Source organism: Paenibacillus antibioticophila (genome assembly GCF_000455265.1).
In the GTDB taxonomy this organism is placed as follows: domain Bacteria; phylum Bacillota; class Bacilli; order Paenibacillales; family Paenibacillaceae; genus Fontibacillus; species Fontibacillus antibioticophila.
The window spans coordinates 285,842-305,612 of sequence record NZ_HG005141.1; the positions used below are offsets into that span (position 1 = coordinate 285,842).

The window sequence follows — 19,771 nt, forward strand, 5'->3', positions numbered from 1 at the left end:
ATTATCTTCTTGAAGAACATTCGGTTTATCCTCTCGTTCCTGGCCTTCGTTCTGGTCTTTGCCGGTGTAGTGGGCGGCTTCATGATCACTGTCGATCCGCTTCAGTTCTATCACAAGGCAGCCTATGAGCCGCTATATTCAAGAGAGCAGCGTTATCAGAATCCCGGACTGGCCAAGAACTACGAATACGACACCATCATTCTGGGCAGCTCCATGACGGAGAACTTCATTCCCTCCAAGGTAGAGGAAGCGCTTGGCGGAAAAGTGCTGAAATTGTCCATCGAGGGCTCTACCTCCATTGAGCAGCGGATGATTGCAGATCTTGCCTTTGGCACCGGCCAAGTCAAGACGGTGCTATGGGGATTTGACTATTTCACTGTGCGTGATAATAATGTCCGGGACGCCGAGAGCTTCCCGTTCTATCTGTATGATGACAATGTATTTAACGACTATAAATATATTTTCAATGTATCCAATATCAAGCATGCTTTCGGCGCCCTTCTGCTGCCGAAGGACAAGCACCCCCAGTACCGGAACCTTGACCGGCTCAATAACTGGGATTCCTACGCCACCTACGGATCGAAGAAGGTGCTGCCCAAGTGGATAGAAGCCTGGAACTATGAGCAGACCTCCGGCGAGAGCGAGCCGGATTACGAACTGGCTAAGCAGCGCTTTGACGAAAATGTTCTCAGTCTGATCAAGGCGCACCCCGAGGTTGAATTCAAGATTTATTATCCGCCTTATTCGGTAATTCGCCAGCAGGTCTGGTACAGGCTCAACCCGCAGCGCTTCTATAATCAATTGGAAATAAAGAAGTATATGCTGGAGAAATTGGGGTCTATGGAAAATGTGACGCTCTTTGATTTTCAGAGTGATGAGAGTGTGACTTATAATTTGGAGAACTTCAAGGATCTGTCCCACCATACCGGTGCCATCAACCAATGGATCATCGAGCAAATCGCAGCTGGAAGCCACCAGCTTACGGCTGAAAATGTGGATGAGCTGGGCAGCAAGCTGGAGCACCAGGCAAAGACGCTTGTGATCAACGAGAATGGTCCGATTTTCTCACTCACACTTACGGTAGAAGGCCAGGAGGCTTCCTTCGTTCAGATTCCTACAACCTCGAAGGATCAGGTTCGGGTTGCCGTCAAGGACTTCGCAGAAGGCACAGATACGACATTCGCTTATGACAACGACACCAAGCAGGCAACGCTTCAGCGGGGCAGCAACACACTCATTCTGACCGCTGACAGTCCAATCGCTACCCTGAACGGCGAAGCAGTCAACCTCGATGCTCCTGCTGTTATCGTACAAGGCCGTCTTGCCGGTCCGTTAATGCAGATCGTGAAGCTGCTGGGCGGGCATATTGCAGTTACCGAAAGCGAAGACACCTATTTTGTCAATTATGATATCCAGTGGTAAATATACGGAAGAAGGTGTCCTGGTCATCTATGATGGCTTCAGGACACCTTCTATTTTTATTATATATTGTTGATTTGCACCGGCTTTCCGGTTCTGGCTGACTCCAAGGCCGCCCAGGTGACACGCTGTGTCTTCAGTGCATCGCCATAGTCGGAGTGAATCCCTGAGGTATCGCCTGTACGCAGCGCATGAATGAAGGCCTCGTTTTCCGCTCTGTAAGGATTGTCCTCAATTCGGAAGGTGCTCTTCTCACCGGATAGGGACACCCCCAGAAGGTCCGGGCTCCAGGACAGGATTCCCTGATCCGTATAGAGGCTGAGCCCCACCTCTCCAACACCCGCAGGCAGAACACAGGTATTGGAGATATTCGCCACAGCTCCGCTCTTCAGCTTCAACGTAACCGTACCTACATCCGCTACACTGACTCCTTCATACTGCTCATGCACTACCCGGTTCGCATAAGAGGCGTAAACCTCTTCAACTTCTCCGGCAGTATATCTGAGCAAGTCCACAATATGTGTTGTTTGTTCAATGAACTGGCCGCCCGAGCCGCTTTGCTCTCTCCACCAGGCCACTTGCGGCATATCTCCCATCCAGCATCCAAGAGCCATGCCGACCGTTTTTCCTTCAAGCAGCTCCTTCAGCTTTATCGTCTGTGCCTTATAACGGAAATGATACCCCACAGAGTGAATCAACGGCTTGGAGCTTGCCTGAAGTCTGGAATAAATATCGAGCGGGGTTTCCAGTTCTGCCCCGAGCGGCTTCTCTACGAGGAAGGGAATGCCGCGATCAATCAACTCGGCTTCGATTGTCCCGTGCGCATGAGGAGGGATACACAGATATACCGCATCCAGCTTGGTGCCATCCAGCATATCCGCCAGATTATCATACCCTTTCGAGCCCTCGTATCTGGAAGCAAGGGATTCCGCTTTGGGCAGGCTTGTCCCGCATACAGCAGCAACCTTCACCCCATCCAATGCAGCTAATATATCCCCATGAACCTTGCTAAACCATCCTGTACCGACAATTCCAATCTGCAGCTCCATAAATTCATCTCCTTTGGTCATAATTAGCATACTAATACCTCTAGCCTATCCTCTCTTCCCAGGAATCTCAAGTCAGGAATTAACTGTAGTTTATAAAGTTACAGTTAAATTATATACAACCTTGTAATACGCTCATTGCTTCTCACCGAGCAGCAACCAGATGATATTGGAGACTTACCTTCACATTATCCAGTTTTTTATTTGGAATAACCTTACATCCCTTGTAAAGTTGATCTCAAAAGATCATTAACTTGATCTCAATAAGGCTTTGTTTATACTTTACATAGACATTACAATGGAGGTAATAAATTTCGTGAAATCATATACAACCGGAGCCTGAGAACCGGTGTGATTTACGGCTAAGTGAAAGGTGGAGAACGTTCATGTCGATTACAGCGAGTACAACCCAAGAGCTTGAAGCAGCACAAGCATATGTGAATGAGGTTTATGAGGCAGTGAAGAAACGGAATCCCGGTGAAAGCGAATTTCATCAAGCGATAAAAGAGATCCTCGACTCTCTTGTTCCTGTGTTTGCTCAGAATCCGAAGTACAAGGAGCATGCCATTCTGGAACGCATCGTTGAGCCGGAAAGACTGATTACATTCCGCGTGCCATGGGTCGACGACCAAGGAAAGGTTCAAGTCAACCGCGGCTTCCGGGTCCAGTTCAGCAGTGCTATCGGACCTTACAAGGGAGGACTTCGCTTCCATCCGTCCGTTAACGCCAGCATCATTAAATTTCTCGGGTTTGAGCAAATTTTCAAAAACTCCTTGACCGGTCTGCCTATCGGCGGCGGCAAGGGAGGTTCCGACTTCGATCCTAAGGGCAAGTCCGATCTGGAGGTCATGAGATTCACCCAAAGCTTCATGACAGAGCTGTCCAAATATATCGGTCCGGACATCGACGTACCGGCCGGCGATATCGGCGTTGGCGCCCGTGAAATCGGCTATATGTTCGGACAATACAAGCGGATCCGCGGCGGCAACGAAGCCGGCGTATTGACCGGCAAAGGCCTGCTGTACGGCGGAAGCCTTGCCCGGACCGAAGCTACCGGTTACGGTCTTGTGTATTTTGCCAATGAAATGCTCGCTTCCAAGGGGGACAGCTTCGAAGGCAAACGGGTCGTTGTATCGGGCTCGGGGAATGTCTCCATCTATGCCATCGAGAAGGCTCAACAGCTTGGCGCGATCGTCATTGCCTGCAGTGACTCCAACGGATATATCTATGACAAGAACGGCATTCAACTGGATACCGTGAAGCGCTTGAAAGAAGTGGAACGCAAACGGATCAAGGAATATGTAAATATCCATCCTACTGCGGAGTACTTTGAAGGGTGCGATCAAATCTGGAGTATCCCATGCGATATCGCACTTCCTTGCGCTACGCAAAATGAAATCAACGCTGAATCCGCACGCAAGCTGGTTGAAGGCGGCGTGAAATATGTTGCTGAGGGCGCAAACATGCCTTCGACGCTTGAGGCTATTGAGATTTATCTTGAAAACGACGTTTACTTCGGACCTGCCAAGGCTGCCAATGCAGGCGGCGTAGCTGTATCCGCGCTTGAAATGTCCCAGAACAGCGCACGTCTCGCCTGGAGCTTTGAAGAAGTGGACGAGAAGCTGAAGCAAATTATGAAGAACATTTATAACAACAGTGTTCAGGCTGCCGAGCAATACGGCCACCCGGGCAATCTCGTTGTCGGCTCCAATATCGCTGGTTTCCTGAAGGTTGCCGATATTATGGTCGCTCAAGGCGTAATTTAGAGTTAAATGTCTAAAGTAAGGCAGCCCCTGCCGGGAGACCCGCATCAAGAAGCGGGTTTCGGAAGGGGCTGCTTTTTATTGCCATATAAGTTGAACTATAAATGCTACGTAGAAAGGGCAAAAGTGTGAAGTGTGCTGTAGAAGCGTAAGCGTTCGCCTTTGTGAGTGGATTTCTACCTTATAATATCTTAGTTCAATTAGAGAAATCCGCGAACAACAGCGATCGTAAGAACACTTCACACGTTGCCCCAGAACGTAAAATTCAGTAGTTTACTTACATTATTCAATTAGTACGCAAGTGAATCCAAGGCTTTAATATGGCTCAGATAGCGGATGTTGCTCGCTTCCTTCATGAGGCTGGCAGGCATGCCGCTCAGCTGGCTATTGCTCGCTCCGACCGTAGCTACTGCATCCTTGCGGCCCAGGCTGGCCAAGGTGCCTGAATTAACCGGATGGAACGTTTCCATATGTCCGCCTTTCAGAAGCGCTGACAGGTTATAGCCGATTAACTCGCCCATTTGCCAAGCAATCTGAGCTGTTGGAGGGTATGGCCGTCCGTCCGGGGCGAAGACAACTGCGCTGTCTCCGGCGACAAATACGTCGCTGTGCGAGGTGGACTGCAAATACTCATTGACCGTTGCCCGGCCGCGGTTCACTTCCAGACCGCATTCACTGATGAGCGGATTGCCCTGAACGCCGCCTGTCCAGACGAAGGTATTGGCCACGATTTTCTGCCCATCCTTTAACTCGATCGTGTTCCCCTCCACATTGGTGACTGGCAAACCAGTCAGGAAGGTAACCCCGCGGCTTTCCAGGCTGGAGGTAGCCCGCTCGATCAGGTTGTCAGGAAGCACCGGCAGAATCTTAGGGCCAGCTTCAACCAGCAACAGACGGATTTCTGAAGGATTGATTCCGTACTTTTGCGTCATTTCCGGCAGCTTATCGGCAATTTCACCGACCAGCTCAACACCTGTCAGACCGCCGCCGCCGATCAGAATCGTGCCATCGGCAGGATTTTTAGACTTGGCATATTCAGCAAGCTTGGCTTCTACATGCCGGTGAATACGCTCCGCATCCGCCGCAGATTTCAGCACCATGCTGTATTGTTCCAGTCCCGGAATTCCGAAATAGGCTGTCACACTGCCCAAGCCAACGACCAGTGCATCGTACGACAAAAGTGTACCGTCATTCAGCTTAACTTCCTTGTTCTCTACGGAGAATCTCTCCACCTTGGCTACTCTCAGGTCGATATCCTTCCCCTTAAACAGCTTCTCCAGCGGCAGAGCAACTGCACGCTCTTTCACACTGCCTGCTGCAAGCCGATGCAGCTCGGTAATAATCTGATGAGTGGGAAATTGGTTCACCACCGTGACTCTGGCTTCCTGCTTGCTCAAATATTTGCGAACGCTAAGCGCGCTCAATACACCGCCGTAACCGGCACCAAGAATTAAAATATGCTTAGACATCTGGAAGACTCCTTTCTCGCAATCGATGTATTATTGTCCGCGCTTCTCGCCGGATACTTGAAGATAAGCCTGAACAAAACGGAACAGTCGCTGTGCTTCCGGATCCTTCAGCAGCTTGAGCAACCCGAACACGCCGATCGTCTCCTGACTGGCCTCTGCACGATCCTTTGCCTCGATAACATTAGCGGCAATAGTCTTCGCGGATTCCTTCACCGGTCCGCCGATCTCTGCTATCGCTCCGACCATATCGCTTTTAAAGGTTGCGTCATTAGCAAGCGTCTTGACGAAGTCGTAAGACTGGGCCAAGGTGCTCATCATCTCCGTCAATTTCGGCAATTGCTCGATCAGCGTCGTAAGCGAGTTCTGGATTTCTGGTTGGAGCAATTGCTCCAGGAGCGCCTGCGGTGTAGCCTGGGCTGCAGAATCTGCAGCGCTTACAGTGTCCAACGTCTCTTGAGCCGAGTTCACATCGGTAATCATTTCTGACATGTTCATTCTCCTTTTGTAAGTTAGTGAAAATTTGTACATTCCTAAACATGAACAACCCAGTTAACATTGTAGCACAATTAATATAAAAATAGTCACCAAACGTTTGGTTTGGTGACTATTTCCGTGATATTCATCATATTCAATATTTCCGCCCGCATGTTGTTTGTTGTCGAATTTAGCTTAAACATCGTTCAGTCTGCTGGCGTCCATTCTGCACCTATCTGCTGCAAGAAGTCAAAGAACAACCGCTCGGTTGGCGGAAGCTCCCGGTTGACCGGAACAATGACCCCGACATCCCTCTTCACCTGAAGTCCTGCAATCGGAACCGCGACAATGGAGGAGGGAATATGCTCACCTAAGGCGATCTCCGGCAGCAACGTGAGGCCTAACCCTGCGGAGACAAGACCCTTGATGGCATCAAGATCATCCCCCTCAAAGGTTACTCTCGGCTTGAACCCCTCCTTTGCACAAGCCTCGACGACAAGGTCTCTAAGAATAAACCCTTCCGGAAAAAGTACAAACAGATCCTCTTTCAAGTCATTCAGAAGCACAGACTTGCTTTGGGCCAACTTGTGGCTCGCCGGCAGAAGCGCCACGAAATTCTCCTCGAACAGGATGGTGCTGCGGACCTGCTGTTCATTGGTCGGCACAGGCCCCATCACAGCCAAATTCAGTTCACCGCCAATAACCCATTCTACCAATTCCTTGTAGGAGCCATGCTGAAGATGGAAGTGAACCGCCGGATACCGCTCCCGAAACAGCGTAACCACGCGAGGAATAAGCTGGGAGGCAAGACTGCTCGGGAAGCCGATTCGAACTATCCCGCGCTCAGGATCAAGATATTCGCTGATCTCCTGCTTTGAATGCTCAATCACACTCATCAACTGCTCCATATGCTTCAGAAACAATCGACCGATCGGCGTCAGCTTGACCTTGCGTCCTTCGTGCACAAACAGATCCACTCCAAGCTCCGCTTCCAGCTTGAAAATTTGCCGGCTCACCGCTGACTGCGACACATGCAGTGCATAAGACGCCTCCGTCACATGCTCCAGCTTCGCAACCTCAATAAAATACTGGATTTGCCTCAGTTCCACGGTCCCACCTCCGAGTCCTTCTTCATTCAAACCCTGACAACCCGCGTCAAGTTCCAGATATTAAACCCCATTATAGCGGGTAAAGGGGAAGAACGGAAGGCTCTTCGTGGAGGTGCAAGCAGTTTTCTCCTCCATCTTTAAAACATATTGCATTATAATGAAACATAAATTGAGATACGGCACGTATTATTAAAAGGTTTACGATAGGGGAAGTAGTACGTTGGATAATAAATCCGATGAGTTGGGTCCGAATGACTTTCGTTATGGACCTCGTTAAATATACCAAGGAACACCCATATCCGAATGCAGTCCCAGACGGGCTTCATGCTGTTGTTCCTTGACTAGGATCATCTCGAGGGTGGCGATGTAAAGCCGAAGGCCGGAGTTCAGTAAAGTACTTCGCTCTTCAGATTCTGTTTCACTATTTACTTGATAAGCAAAGAATACCAATCTTCTTTAAAACCTAACAGATGGTTATCTACTTCATTGTATTCTCCAAGCAAGGCCTCAAGTTTTGTAACCCAGTTTTGCCAATAACTTTTATCCGTGACTAAATATTTTAGGTTGTATAACATAGCAAATAACTGGTTAGCCCTTATTTCTAGTGCTTGGTCGTCAGTTTTAAATTTCGGCTTTATGGGGAGTGGGTGGTTAAAGAGGCGATTATAATGAGCACATCGATTCCTTACAACAGTAAGAGAATAAAGCCAACTGGAAATTTCACTGTGATGTACACCGTAGTATTTTCGCGCAATTGAACGCTGATCTTCCAGCTTTAAGTTTTGAAATAGCTTGGACAGGCTGGAAAACTGTAAAACCTCAACGGCCACCCATATGGGGAAGCTCCCATACTTGTTAAGGTGATGGGAAACAAAAAGATCCCTTGAAACAGCGATTCCTTTATCCAAGTCTCGCATAAACTCCGCATGGTGTTTTTCATTCCTAAAAATAGTCGGATCTCGATAACCTAGAGCCCCATACTTGTGACCAAGGAGATATGCAATATGAGTTCTGAATGATATTTCAACATACTCAATGATCTCCATAAGTAAGTTTCTTAGCTTGGAGTCAAATTTATAGTGTCTTAAAATCGTATTAAATGTAATACCGGTATAGAATTTATCGTTTGTTTTAAAGGATAAAGTATAGGCAGTAAACCTATAATAGTTTATTCGTTTTAAACATCTGATCGCTTGGTCACGATCTTCAATAATAACGCCGCGCTGATGGAGCAATTCTACTTGTTCTTCAAAAGTTAAAGCAGGCTTTAGAGGCAACACTGGCACTTCAAATCCCCCTATAAATAAAAAAGGCTCGCCCTATTTACGCATGCAAGCAGAGGCGCGGGCGAGATCTGTTATATATATTATACACTTTCTACCGTATAAGTAAAGAGAGACCACGTGAGGAGTGTTTTCCCACGGCAGCTTTTTTTGCCACAAGTGTTTCCTACAGAATTCTTCAATCTACTCACCTGCTCTGTCTGCTGAGCCAGTCTCACTCCAGGAAGAATACTTCTCCAATGGACGGTCTAGATGATACAAATTGCGGTATCTCGACTCACGCGCCATCAGTTCGGCATGTGTTCCCCGCATTAGAATTCTCCCATGCTCCATGAAGATAACCTCATCCATCTGCTCGGCAAAGGCCAGATGGTGCGTGACCCAGACGAGCGTCTTGCCTGCGGTCGCATCGAAGATCGTCGACAGCAGCTCACGCTCGGTTCTCGGGTCGAGCCCGACGGTCGGCTCGTCCAGCACCAGCACCGGCGCATTCTGCAGCAGTACGCGCGCCAGGGCGACGCGCTGCCGCTCTCCGCCGGAGAAGCGCTGCCCGGTCTCCCGCATCGGCGTATCCAGCCCCTGCGGGAGACCCGCGATCAGCTCCGCAAGCTGTGCCTGCTCCGCTGCGCGCGCAATCTCCGTCATCTCCGCATCGTTCCGTCCCAGCCGAATATTGTTCGCCACCGTCGTGTCGAACAAATGCGGGGACTGGTTCAGCACGGAGATGACCCGGGGCATTCCGGCGTCGCCATAAGCCGCAGCCGGAATGCCATTGATGGTGACCTTGCCCCCGGAGGGGTTAAGGCACCCTGGATCAGCTTCAGCAGCGTCGACTTGCCGGCTCCGCTGCGCCCGATGATCATCACCCGTTTGCCTTGCGGGATGTCCAGGGATACGCCGTCGACGGAATAGGCACCGTCTCCTTCCAGGCCCATACCCGCATCGTAGGCGAAGCGCACCTCCGCCAATCTCAGATGGGCGCTCTGCGAAGCGCTCCGAATCTCCTCCTCGCTAATCCCGGCAGAAATGGAGGAAGCAGCTTCTTCTGCGGCTGCTCCATTCGGGCTTGTGCCGGAGATCCGTTCCAATCGCGCCAGCGATACCTGATATTCCGGCAGCCGCTGCACAGCCTCCGATACGGGCAGGAAAGCATCGGACAACGGAAAGACGACGAGCACAAAGGCCGCGAGCATCACTCGATCCAATTCACCAGCGGCGACTTCTCCGCCCGTCCAATAAATCATGGAGACGACCGCAAGCGCAACGACCATTTGACCGATCAGGGCACGGGCGCGGCCCCATGCCTTAAGCTTCCGCTCCTTGCGGGTAACCGCTGCTTCATCCTGCTCGTATTCGCTCAGAAAGTCGGCAGGACGGCCGCTAATCACCCAATCGCCAATCCCCATCACAGCATCGGTAAGCTTGCTGTACAGACCGTTGCGCTCCTCCTTCACCGCCTTATCCAGACTCCGGGTGAGCTTAAGTGAAATATAGGGCAGGACCGCCACAAGAATAAAGATATAGGCGGCCATCAGCAGCGCAAACGGAAGATCAAACAATCCGAGCAAGATAATCGCGGCCGCATAAAGCACAATGGCGACTAAGCTTGGGAATACCGTGCGGATATAGACGTTCTGCAATTGCTCAATATCATCTGCCAACGCGCCCAGAATATCTCCGGTCCGGTATCGGGAGCGGATGAGCAATGCCTGCGGCTCCAGCATCCTGTACAGACGGACCCTCATCTTGGATAAAATGCGGAGAACGGTATCGTGTCCGACCAGCCGTTCCACATAGTGAATAACCGAACGGCCAATCCCGAAGGTGCGGACTCCTACAATCGGAACATAGACGAGCAAAATATTATAAGGCATGGTTGCCGACTTGGAGATCAGGAACCCGGAGGTAAACATCAGCATGGATGCTGCCAGCAGGGTAAGCACGCCAAGAATGAGATACAGCGCGAAGCGTCCGGTATAAATTTTAAAATAAGGTGCAATCCACGGATCCCGTCTCATCGGCTGTCCTCCTTCTGCCAGCTGGCCAATGCATAATATGCTCCACGGGCCGCAATCAATTCTTCATGCGTCCCCATTTCAACGATCCGCCCTTGATCCATGACCACGATCACATCCATGTTCTGCATCCAATGAAGCCGGTGGGTAGCCATGATAACCAGCTTGCCTTCAAACAGCGGCAGCATCGTCTCCTTCAGCTCATATTCTGTCTCGATATCAAGATGGGCGGTAGGTTCGTCGAGTACAATGATCGGCCGGTCGCTTAGCAACGCCCGGGCCAACGCGACCCGCTGCTCCTGCCCGCCGCTGAGCGGGCGTCCGCCGCCGCCGATCATTTCATCCAGCCCGTTCGTCAGTCCGTAGACAAGCCCTCCCAACCCAGCTGCCTCTGCGGCGCGGCGTACGTCATCCAGGGAAGCAGACGGCTTATTAAAGCGGATATTATCTGCAAGCGACCCGCTGAATATATATGGCTTCTGCGGGATATAGGTGATTTGCTCCCGCCAAGGCCCAGCGGAAAGATCGCCTAGCGAGCTTCCATTCAACTCGATACTGCCGGATGTCGGACGCAGGAATCCGCCAAGCACATCGGCCAGCGTGGATTTGCCCGCCCCGCTCTCGCCAATAATGCCGACCTTGGTTAATCCTTTCAGCGTCAAGTCTACCGCATCCAGTGAAGCCCTGCCTTCCTGTTCATGCTGAACACCCACACCCCGCAGCTGCAAGGCGCTCTGTTCTGTCCATGTCAAGAGACATTCGCCGGAATGGGTGCTGCCTTTGCAGCCTCTTCCTCTGCTGCGGAGATGATCTTCTCCATGGATTCTCCGGCTTCCTTCCCATCCAGTGTGGCATGATAATCCGCCCCCACCATGCGGACCGGCAGGAAAAACTCCGGAGCAAGGATCAGTACGGTCAAGGCCGGAAGCAATTCAATGTCTCCCTTGATCAGTGGCAGTCCAAGGCTGACGGCCACCGAGGCCACCGACAGCATGGTGAAGAAGTCCAGTGCGAAGGAAGACAGGAACGCTACTCTCAATGTCTTCATTGTTGCGGACCGGTAAGAATCACTGACCTTCTCGATGGACAAAATATGCTGCTTGCTCCGGCCGAGAAACTTCAAGGTCTCCAGACCGCGCAGGGAATCTACAAAATGATTAGAGAGCTGCTTGTAGGTTTTTAATTGTCGCAGCGTATGGCGCTGCGCGGTCATTCCAATCAAAATCATAAAGACAATGATGATCGGAAACGTCAGCAAGAGAATGACCGCGGAATTCTTGTTCAGCATGAACACATAGATCCACACCAGGGCCGGCGTGATGCCGGTCGCCAGCATCCGGGGCAGAAACAGCTCCAGATAAGTACGGAACTTCGTGACGCCCTCCAGAACAAGCGTAACCAGATTGCCCGTCCCTTCTTTACCCGCATATCGCGGGCCTAATTCGAACAGCCGGGACAGCATCTGCTTCCGAAGAGACAGGCCCGTGCGCTCTGCGAACCGCGCCGCTGTTCTTTGCATGAGCAGACCGCTGCATTGGCGCAGCCCAAAAGCAAGCAGGAACAGACCGACTCCGCCGGCCTGTTCATGCAGCTTGCCGCCGGCAAACAGGGCGGAGATCACCTCCGCCAGCCATTTTGCCTGCATAAGTATGGCTATCGTCTGAATCAAGGTCAGTCCGGCCAGAATTCCCATCACCGGAATGATCCCCTTGTATTTCATTAATCCACGACCCATTAGTACTCTAAATGCTCCTTTTCGTGAACCCGTTTATGGAAGACAAAGTAACTCCAAATCTGGTAGCCCAATACGAACGGCAGCAAGGTCAGTGCCACAATGCTCATCACCTTCAGGGAATAGCTCCCGGATGCCGCATTATGAATCGTCAGCGAGAAGGCTTCACTAATGGAGCTCACCATCACCCGCGGGAACAGCCCCACGAAGACACCGGAGATCGCCAGAGCGATCAATCCGCCGGTCATGCCGAACGCCCAGCCATCGCGCTTCACCTGTATGAATCTGCCTGCAAGCAGGAAGCATATAACCCCTATTACCGCCATGATGCCAAGAATCAAACCGCGTACTTTGAAAATATCTGTCTGGAAGTAAGTCATCACCGCGAACAGGACAAACAATGCCGCAAGTGGAATCAGGAGCTTATGCGCAAGCTTCCGCGCCCGTTCCCGCAGACTACCTGTAGTACGCAATGCAGCGAACAGCAAGCCGTGTACGAGGCAGAGCACAACCACGGTAATCCCGCCAACCAGGGTGTACAAATTAACCATATCGAACAGGCCGGCCTTCATTTCCATCTCGCCGTCAATCGGAAGTCCCTTGAGCAGACCGGAGAAGACGACCCCAAGCAGGAACGGAGGAACAATACTGCCGATAAAAATAGCAATATCCCATATCTTCTTCCACTTTTCATGCCCTACCTTGCCTCGGAACTCAAAGGCGACCCCGCGTCCAATCAGCGCAAGCAGCAATACGACCAACGGAGTATAGTAGCCGCTGAACATCGTGGCGTACCAGTTCGGGAACGCCGCGAACATCGCGCCGCCCGCCGTCAGCAGCCACACCTCATTCGCATCCCAGAAAGGTCCGATGGAATTGATCAGGACACGCTTTTCCGTATCATTTTTAGCCAGAAACTTCGTACTCATTCCAATCCCGAAATCGAACCCTTCCAGAAAGAAAAATCCGATAAACAATACGGCTACCAGTACAAACCAGAGCTCATTAAGAGATAGCATGGTATCCCTCCTTCGCATATGGATCGCTGCCATGGTCATCATGATCTACGTCAACGGCATTCGGCCCCTTTTTGATGACCTTCAGGAACAGGAACACCATGACGATGCCCAGAGCCGTGTAAATGGTAGAAAATGAAATCAGCGAGAACAATATCTGTCCGGAGGTAACGCTAGGCGAAATACTGTCCTTCGTCTGCATCAAGCCGAATACCGTCCATGGTTGACGCCCGATTTCGGTCATAATCCATCCCGCCGTATTGGCGATAAACGGAAGCGAAATGCTCCACAGCATCGCACGGTAGAACCAGGTGTTCGGACGATCCAGCTTCTTCCGCCATGCCAGATAGCAGCCGTAAAGGGTAAGCAGGATCATCAGACTTCCCGCGGCAACCATGATCCGGAAGCTCCAGAACGTCGTTTTGACCGGAGGAATATAATCACCGGGACCGTAGGTCTGCTCATATTCCTTCTGAAGCTCAAGCATCCCTTTGATTTCGCCATTGAATTTACTATAGGACAAGAAGCTCAGCAGATAAGGGATCTTGATTTCAAAGCTATTACTCTGATCCTCCGTATCAATATGGGCATAAACCGTCCAAGGAGCAGGGTCGCCGCTCTCACCCCACAAGCCTTCGGAGGCAGCCATCTTCATCGGCTGTGTCTCAACCAGATACTGCGCCTGACTATGGCCGGCCAGTGCCGTACCTAAAGAGGACACGAGGCCCATAATTACCGCAATAATGAACGATTTTTTAAAGAACTCCACGTCTTGCTTGCGAAGCATCTTGTAGGCGCTGATCCCCGTGATCATAAAGGCCCCGGTCGCAAATGCGGCGAATATCGTATGGGGAAATTCCACCAAAAGCTGTCCATTTGTGATCAAGGCGAAGAAGTCATTCATTTCCGCCCGCCCGTTATTAACCGTAAAGCCCACCGGGCGCTGCATGAACGAGTTAGCAGCCAAAATCCAGAACGCCGACATGGTCGTTCCGAGAGCTACCAGCCAGATGCAGAGCAAGTGTACTTTTTTCGATAAGCGATCCCATCCAAAAATCCACAGACCGATAAAGGTCGATTCCATAAAGAAAGCAAACAAGGCCTCTATCGCGAGCGGCGCACCGAACACATCACCCACAAACCGCGAATAATCCGACCAGTTCATCCCGAACTGGAACTCCTGGATAATTCCTGTGACAACCCCTACGGCAAAGTTGATCAAAAACAGCTTGCCCCAGAATTTGGTCATCTTCTTGTATTCTTCTTTACCCTTTACCACATACAGCGTCTCCATAATTGCGATCAACACAACGAGACCGATACTCAGCGGGACAAAAAAGTAGTGGAAAATCGTTGTCGCTGCAAATTGAAGCCGCGCCAGAATCAACGGATCCATCATTTACTCCCTCTTTCTTCTCTCGATATTAATTCTTAACTAATGTGAATTCTATCACGGCAAAATGAAAATGAACGGCTTAAAAGTAATAATTTTGTGACAATAATCACATGATAAATGTCACATCTATGAACATCAGAGAGAATTCCTTGATCTGCCGCGGTTTTCTCGCTGTGCGCTATCTTTGAAAGATTTGTGACCATAAGTACATGTTCAAAAAGCCGGCTTTACAGAGCATTCCTCAGAGACGACTTTTTGAACGATTCCATCCATTCACTTCCTGCCTTGCCGTTCATCCGCCATGTGCCGAAGAGTCCGCCAGGGATGTCTCCACAGCATCCGCATACCGGCAAAGCGCATCACCTCGCGAATGCGCTGCTGATAATCAGGAGCATAACAATGTACTTCACAATTTCGGCAGGAGGACTTGTCCTCCCCAAACCGGCAGTACGCCAGGCGGTTCAAGGCATAATCGGCCAGCTTCCGGCATTCTGGGCATAGCTCGTTATCTATGCCCGCTGACGAATGCTTGATTTTGCAATACATGGATATCATGTACCTCACGGTCGTCTTCTCCCGCCGGATTCTCGGACCATCGATTCGTTCGTTCCGTCCGCTGGACCGGCTGGACGCCCGCTGTTCTGTCATATTCATGTTTGACCTCCGTCCGCTTATCCTGTCAGCTTCGGGTTGCCGAATCCCCGCAGCCACAAGAACCAGTTGGCTGCAAGCAATAGCGCAATATAAATCAATACACCAAAGCTAAACTGAGCGGCGATATAATGGAGCAGGCCAAATACCGCAAGCATCAGCATCAGACCTATCATCTTTAAGCTTAAACCCGTTTGCGCCGCTTCAAACCTTTCCGAAAACGGATAAGTGCTCTTATTGTCCACAACTGCAAAACAGATCACGGCGTAGGCAAGAAGCCCAAGGCCCGCCGCAAGCAGATCCGGAATGATTTCTGCGCCGAACAGCACCATAAAGCCGACGGCCTCAAACGCATAGACCGGCAACAATAACCGTACGACCGCAGCGGTCAGCGTTCCCCGCTGAATCGGAACGGAGCTGCTGACCGGTGCCGTGCGATAAATCCATGAGGCTTTATAGTTGCTTGAATACCGCAGCATCCAGACGAGACTCGGCATTAACAGGGCACAGCCATAGATGAAGAGATGGAGCTGGGTCCCCCGCAGGCTTGCCCATCCGTCCTGCATCCCCATCGTAAACAATAGGATCGGGGGAAAGATCAGCGAAAAGCCGAGATTTGGGTATACCTTCAGCTTGAATTCCCGTTCGCGGGCCATCATCCTCCAGGCAAAGTGAAAGAAAGCCCGCTCTTGCCCTTCCGGACATAGCACCCGGGCGAGTCTGTTAACCCATCTTCCCGCCCCTTCTCTTTGGCTGGCGCCCGGGCCGGCCAGCTTCTGCAAATTCTTCTCCATGGATGGCATCATCAAGAGATAGGTAACCCCCGCAATGACAGGAACCAGCAAAGCAAGGCCTGAAGCAACTGCGATCTCGGTGCGGTAGTCCCCTTGAAGCAGCATTTCGTAAGGAGCTCCGAACCAAATCGGCGGAATCAGGAAATACCACCACTTAAATTGAATTACCGCCTGCAGATCTATAAAATCAAATACCCGGATTAATAGCTGATACCCAAGGGCGATACCGATCGTAAGTCCAATCTGCACGTAGTTGATCAGATCCTTCAAGCGCTCTCCGTCAAGCAAACGGAGCACAAGCAGATACAGCATCGCTGTCAACGCAATGATCAACAGATCCATCAGCACAAGCTCCACTGCAAAGATCAGAAAGAAGCCCCACCCGTGACGGAACAGTCCAACACCAAGCGGAATGACGGCCAGCGCGCCCGTTAGAAAAAACAAATAGTAGAAAATATGCAGCGCCTTCGCCATCGCGATTGTTCTACGGTTCACCGGCTTGGTCTGTAGAATGCTTCGGTCCCGGACATCCAGCAGCACCGAAGAAAAATCCGAGATGAGCGAGGTCATAATCATAAACATTAAAATCCCGAACACAAAGCTCATTTGAAAAATATAATTGTCACCGTTCAGAACAAATAAGCAGGTAAATCCTCCAAAAATCAAATAGAGCCACAACGAGCCAAAGAACTGATTTCTATCCGGGTCGCCATCTTTGGCATGTCGGTCCCGTTGGTTTCTTCCGGATTTGCCGACAATGGTCGGCGCCCTTCTTCCGTCCATCAACAGCTTGGTCTGCAAAATACGCCGCATCACGGGATAATCGATGTCCAGCTTCTCCAGCAGGCCCCCAAAACGATCCAGAATCTTCAAAAATTTTATTTCCTTCATTTGCTACACCTCTTGCACAATCGATACGAATCGTTCGGCGATCTCATGGTGTTCATTAAATCCCGTAATCTGATTAAAGATCTGCTCAAGCGAGCCCTGCAAATTCTGTCCCTTCAGCTCTTCAAAGCTCCCGTCAGCAGCAATTCTCCCGCCGTCCAGCAAAATGATCCGATGGCTGATTTTCTCGACGACCTCCATAATATGCGAGGAATAGAATATGGTCTTCCCTTGTGCAGCCAGGAGGGCCAGCAGCTCTTTGACAACCATTACGCTGTTCGCATCAAGTCCGCTGAGCGGCTCGTCCAGGAACAGAATATCGGGATTATGCAGCAGGCTCGAAATGATCAGTACCTTCTGCTTCATCCCTTTGGAAAAGGTAGAAAGCCGGGCATTCGCCGCATCTTTCAGCCCGAGCTGTTCCATCATGCGCCGCGCCTTGCTTTCGGCAGTCTCCATGGACAGGCCGTAAAGCTCTCCGATAAACGTCAAATATTCGCGGGCGGTCAGCGTATCATAGATGTCTGCGGTTTCCGGCACATAGCCGATGCGTCTTTTGTACTCCGTATCGCCGTCAACAGGATTCGCCCCGCATACCCGCACTTCTCCCGAATAGCCTTCCACCAGTCCGAGCATGATCTTTACCGTCGTGCTCTTGCCGGCTCCATTAGGCCCGATATAACCGATAATTTGTCCGGGATACGCATCAAAATCAATACCGTTCAGCACATATCGTTCTCCGAACCTCATCCGCAAATCGCGGATCCTGATGACGGGCTCCGAGCCTTCACCGTCGAACCGATAAGTCATTCTTTTCCACCCTTTCCGCATAAGTGAGTTTCCATATTTATCTAATCCTTTATTATGAAGGAATAACAGTAAAAAAGCACGGATTCCTGTCACATTACGAACAAAAAAAGAACCGATCTTGGAAAGACCGGTTCTTCGAACATAATATTATGGCTGGGGCGGCTGCGGAATGAAGGAGGAAATATCAACGCCAAGCCCTTGAGCGAGCCGCATACCGTATTCGGTGTCGGCACGGAAGAAATTGCAGATCGCACGAAGCTGGATCTGTTCATTGGTTTGCTTCAGATCATTAAGCATATTCGTAATCAGATGATTGCGCTCCTCCTCGGTAAAGCTTCGGTAGAGCTCGCCGGCCTGGGTAAAATCATCGGTCTTCGCAATCTTCGCTCTCCCGATCATCCCGTTTACCGGAACCGCGCTGTCGTTATAGCTCGGGTCTTCCTTCGGGCTGCTCTCCAGACTGTTAGGCTCATAATTCACCGGCGAAGGGTCCTGCTTCACATTCATCAATCCGTCCCGTTGGTGGTTACGAACCGGCGCATAAGGACAGTTGACTGGGATCTGCAAATAGTTGGCTCCCAGACGATAGCGCTGTGTATCCGGATAGGAGAACAGGCGGCCCTGCAGCAGCTTATCTTCGGATGGCTCGATGCCCGGCACCAGCGCACTTGGCGAAAATGCCGCCTGCTCTACCTCCGCGAAGAAATTGTCCGGGTTCCGGTTCAACGTCATCGTGCCCACAGGGATGAGCGGATAATGGCTCTCCGGCCATACCTTCGTTGGATCAAGCGGATCAAAGCTCCACAGATCCAGGTCCTCTACAGGCAGCAGCTGTATATTCAGCTCCCACTGTGGAAAATCACCCTGTGCGATGTGGTCGTATAAATCACGCGTCGCATGGTTGAAATCACCGCCTTGGACCTCGCGGACTTCCTCTGCGGTCAGATTGCGAACCCCCTGTTTGGATTTCCAGGTGTATTTTACGTAGACGATCTTCCCTTCCGCATTAATCCACTTGAAGGCATGCACACCAAAGCCGTCCATTTGCCGGTAATTCGCCGGTGTTCCGTTGTTGGACATCAGCCAGGTCATCATATGCGTCGACTCGGGGCTCAGCGTCATGAAGTCCCAATACCGCGCCGGGTCCTGAATATTCGTGTCCGGGGAAGGCTTGAGCGAGTGCACCATATCAGGGAACTTGATCGCGTCCCGGATAAAGAACACGGGCAAATGGTTGCCTACGAGATCATAGTTGCCTTCCTCAGTGTAAAACTTAACAGCAAAGCCCCGAGGATCCCGGGCCGTCTCCGGAGAACCCTGCCCGTGGATGACCGTCGAGAAGCGGACAAATACCGGCGTCTCATGCCCTGCTTCCTGCAGGAACTGCGCCTTTGTAAACTCGGACATACTGCGCTCGGCTACGAACACCCCATGCGCTCCTGCTCCGCGAGCATGCACAACCCGCTCAGGAATCCGCTCGCGGTCAAAGTGGCCCAGCTTCTCCAGCAGATGATAATCCTCCAGCAGAGTCGGACCGCCTTGTCCCGCCGTCCTGGAATTTTGATTATCTCCTACTGGTGCTCCTTGGTTTGTGGTCATTCTGTTATTCATCTATTCATCACCCTCCGGTTAATATTATACTTAGACTTGATCTAAATTATGTTCCTATTGTAGCATCCCCTGATACGCTGCTTCATGAAGCTTGCATGAGGGAAAGGTGAAGGATTGGATGACAGCGCTGCATTCATTTTCATGTGCGGAGAACGCAAAAAAATCCCTCCCGGAGCAAGCAGCCGTCACAGCTTCTCCGGGAGGGACTTTGATATATAAGCGTTTAATTCGCATGAATTGATATGCACCTACGCATAGTAATGGTTGTATCCTTAAGAACGCCTTAACTCGCCGA

13 protein-coding genes and 2 pseudogenes are annotated in these 19,771 nt (G+C 50.9%); 2 read left to right on the forward strand and 13 right to left on the reverse strand.

Annotated elements, in window-relative coordinates; all coding sequences use genetic code 11:
* The first annotated feature begins 9 nt into the window (after positions 1–9).
* On the forward strand, positions 10–1,422 hold the full coding sequence (locus TX85_RS18390) for a copper amine oxidase N-terminal domain-containing protein (protein ID WP_044481171.1): 1,413 nt from the start codon (positions 10–12) through the stop codon (positions 1,420–1,422).
* Positions 1,423–1,481: 59 nt separating this feature from the next.
* On the opposite strand, the gene TX85_RS18395 is transcribed toward TX85_RS18390, so the two are convergent.
* Complete coding sequence (locus tag TX85_RS18395; RefSeq protein WP_044481641.1) at positions 1,482–2,468, reverse strand: Gfo/Idh/MocA family protein; 987 nt, start codon at positions 2,466–2,468, stop codon at positions 1,482–1,484.
* Between the two features lie 383 nt (positions 2,469–2,851).
* On the opposite strand from TX85_RS18395, the gene gdhA reads away from it, so the two are divergent.
* Positions 2,852–4,231 (forward strand): NADP-specific glutamate dehydrogenase, encoded by a 1,380-nt coding sequence (gdhA, locus tag TX85_RS18400; protein ID WP_044481172.1) that lies wholly within the window; start codon positions 2,852–2,854, stop codon positions 4,229–4,231.
* 287 nt (positions 4,232–4,518) lie between these two features.
* On the opposite strand, the gene TX85_RS18405 is transcribed toward gdhA, so the two are convergent.
* From TX85_RS18405 to TX85_RS18460, 12 genes and pseudogenes are all read right to left on the reverse strand, one after another.
* Entirely contained in the window at positions 4,519–5,697 is a 1,179-nt protein-coding gene (locus TX85_RS18405) for an NAD(P)/FAD-dependent oxidoreductase (RefSeq protein WP_044481173.1), read from the reverse strand.
* A gap of 30 nt (positions 5,698–5,727) precedes the next feature.
* Positions 5,728–6,186: a DUF1641 domain-containing protein gene (locus TX85_RS18410; protein ID WP_044481175.1), complete on the reverse strand. Its 459-nt coding sequence runs from the start codon at positions 6,184–6,186 to the stop codon at positions 5,728–5,730.
* 191 nt (positions 6,187–6,377) lie between these two features.
* Positions 6,378–7,280 carry a LysR family transcriptional regulator gene (locus TX85_RS18415; protein WP_044481176.1) on the reverse strand — a complete coding sequence of 301 codons (903 nt, stop codon included), beginning with the start codon at positions 7,278–7,280 and terminating at the stop codon, positions 6,378–6,380.
* 425 nt (positions 7,281–7,705) lie between these two features.
* On the reverse strand, positions 7,706–8,566 hold the full coding sequence (locus TX85_RS18420; protein ID WP_049895054.1) for an Abi family protein: 861 nt from the start codon (positions 8,564–8,566) through the stop codon (positions 7,706–7,708).
* Between the two features lie 180 nt (positions 8,567–8,746).
* A pseudogene (cydC, locus tag TX85_RS18425) lies at positions 8,747–10,581 on the reverse strand (thiol reductant ABC exporter subunit CydC).
* Positions 10,578–12,313: pseudogene (gene cydD / locus TX85_RS18430) on the reverse strand (thiol reductant ABC exporter subunit CydD). The pseudogenes cydC and cydD overlap by 4 nt, the downstream one beginning before the upstream one ends.
* A complete protein-coding gene (gene cydB / locus TX85_RS18435) occupies positions 12,313–13,329 on the reverse strand; it encodes a cytochrome d ubiquinol oxidase subunit II (protein WP_044481178.1) in 1,017 nt (338 codons plus the stop codon). The pseudogene cydD and the gene cydB overlap by 1 nt, the downstream one beginning before the upstream one ends.
* Entirely contained in the window at positions 13,316–14,722 is a 1,407-nt protein-coding gene (locus TX85_RS18440) for a cytochrome ubiquinol oxidase subunit I (protein ID WP_044481643.1), read from the reverse strand. Before TX85_RS18440 ends, cydB begins: the two co-directional genes overlap by 14 nt.
* A 273-nt stretch (positions 14,723–14,995) precedes the next feature.
* Positions 14,996–15,376 (reverse strand): nitrous oxide-stimulated promoter family protein, encoded by a 381-nt coding sequence (locus tag TX85_RS18445; RefSeq protein WP_233500795.1) that lies wholly within the window; start codon positions 15,374–15,376, stop codon positions 14,996–14,998.
* Positions 15,377–15,393: 17 nt separating this feature from the next.
* A complete protein-coding gene (locus tag TX85_RS18450) occupies positions 15,394–17,058 on the reverse strand; it encodes a hypothetical protein (protein ID WP_044481179.1) in 1,665 nt (554 codons plus the stop codon).
* A gap of 3 nt (positions 17,059–17,061) precedes the next feature.
* Positions 17,062–17,865, reverse strand: a complete 804-nt coding sequence (locus TX85_RS18455; RefSeq protein WP_044481180.1) for an ABC transporter ATP-binding protein — start codon at positions 17,863–17,865, stop codon at positions 17,062–17,064.
* Between the two features lie 147 nt (positions 17,866–18,012).
* The gene (locus TX85_RS18460; RefSeq protein WP_044481181.1) at positions 18,013–19,476 is read right to left on the reverse strand and encodes a catalase; all 1,464 of its coding nucleotides are present in this window, start codon (positions 19,474–19,476) and stop codon (positions 18,013–18,015) included.
* Positions 19,477–19,771 lie beyond the last annotated feature (295 nt).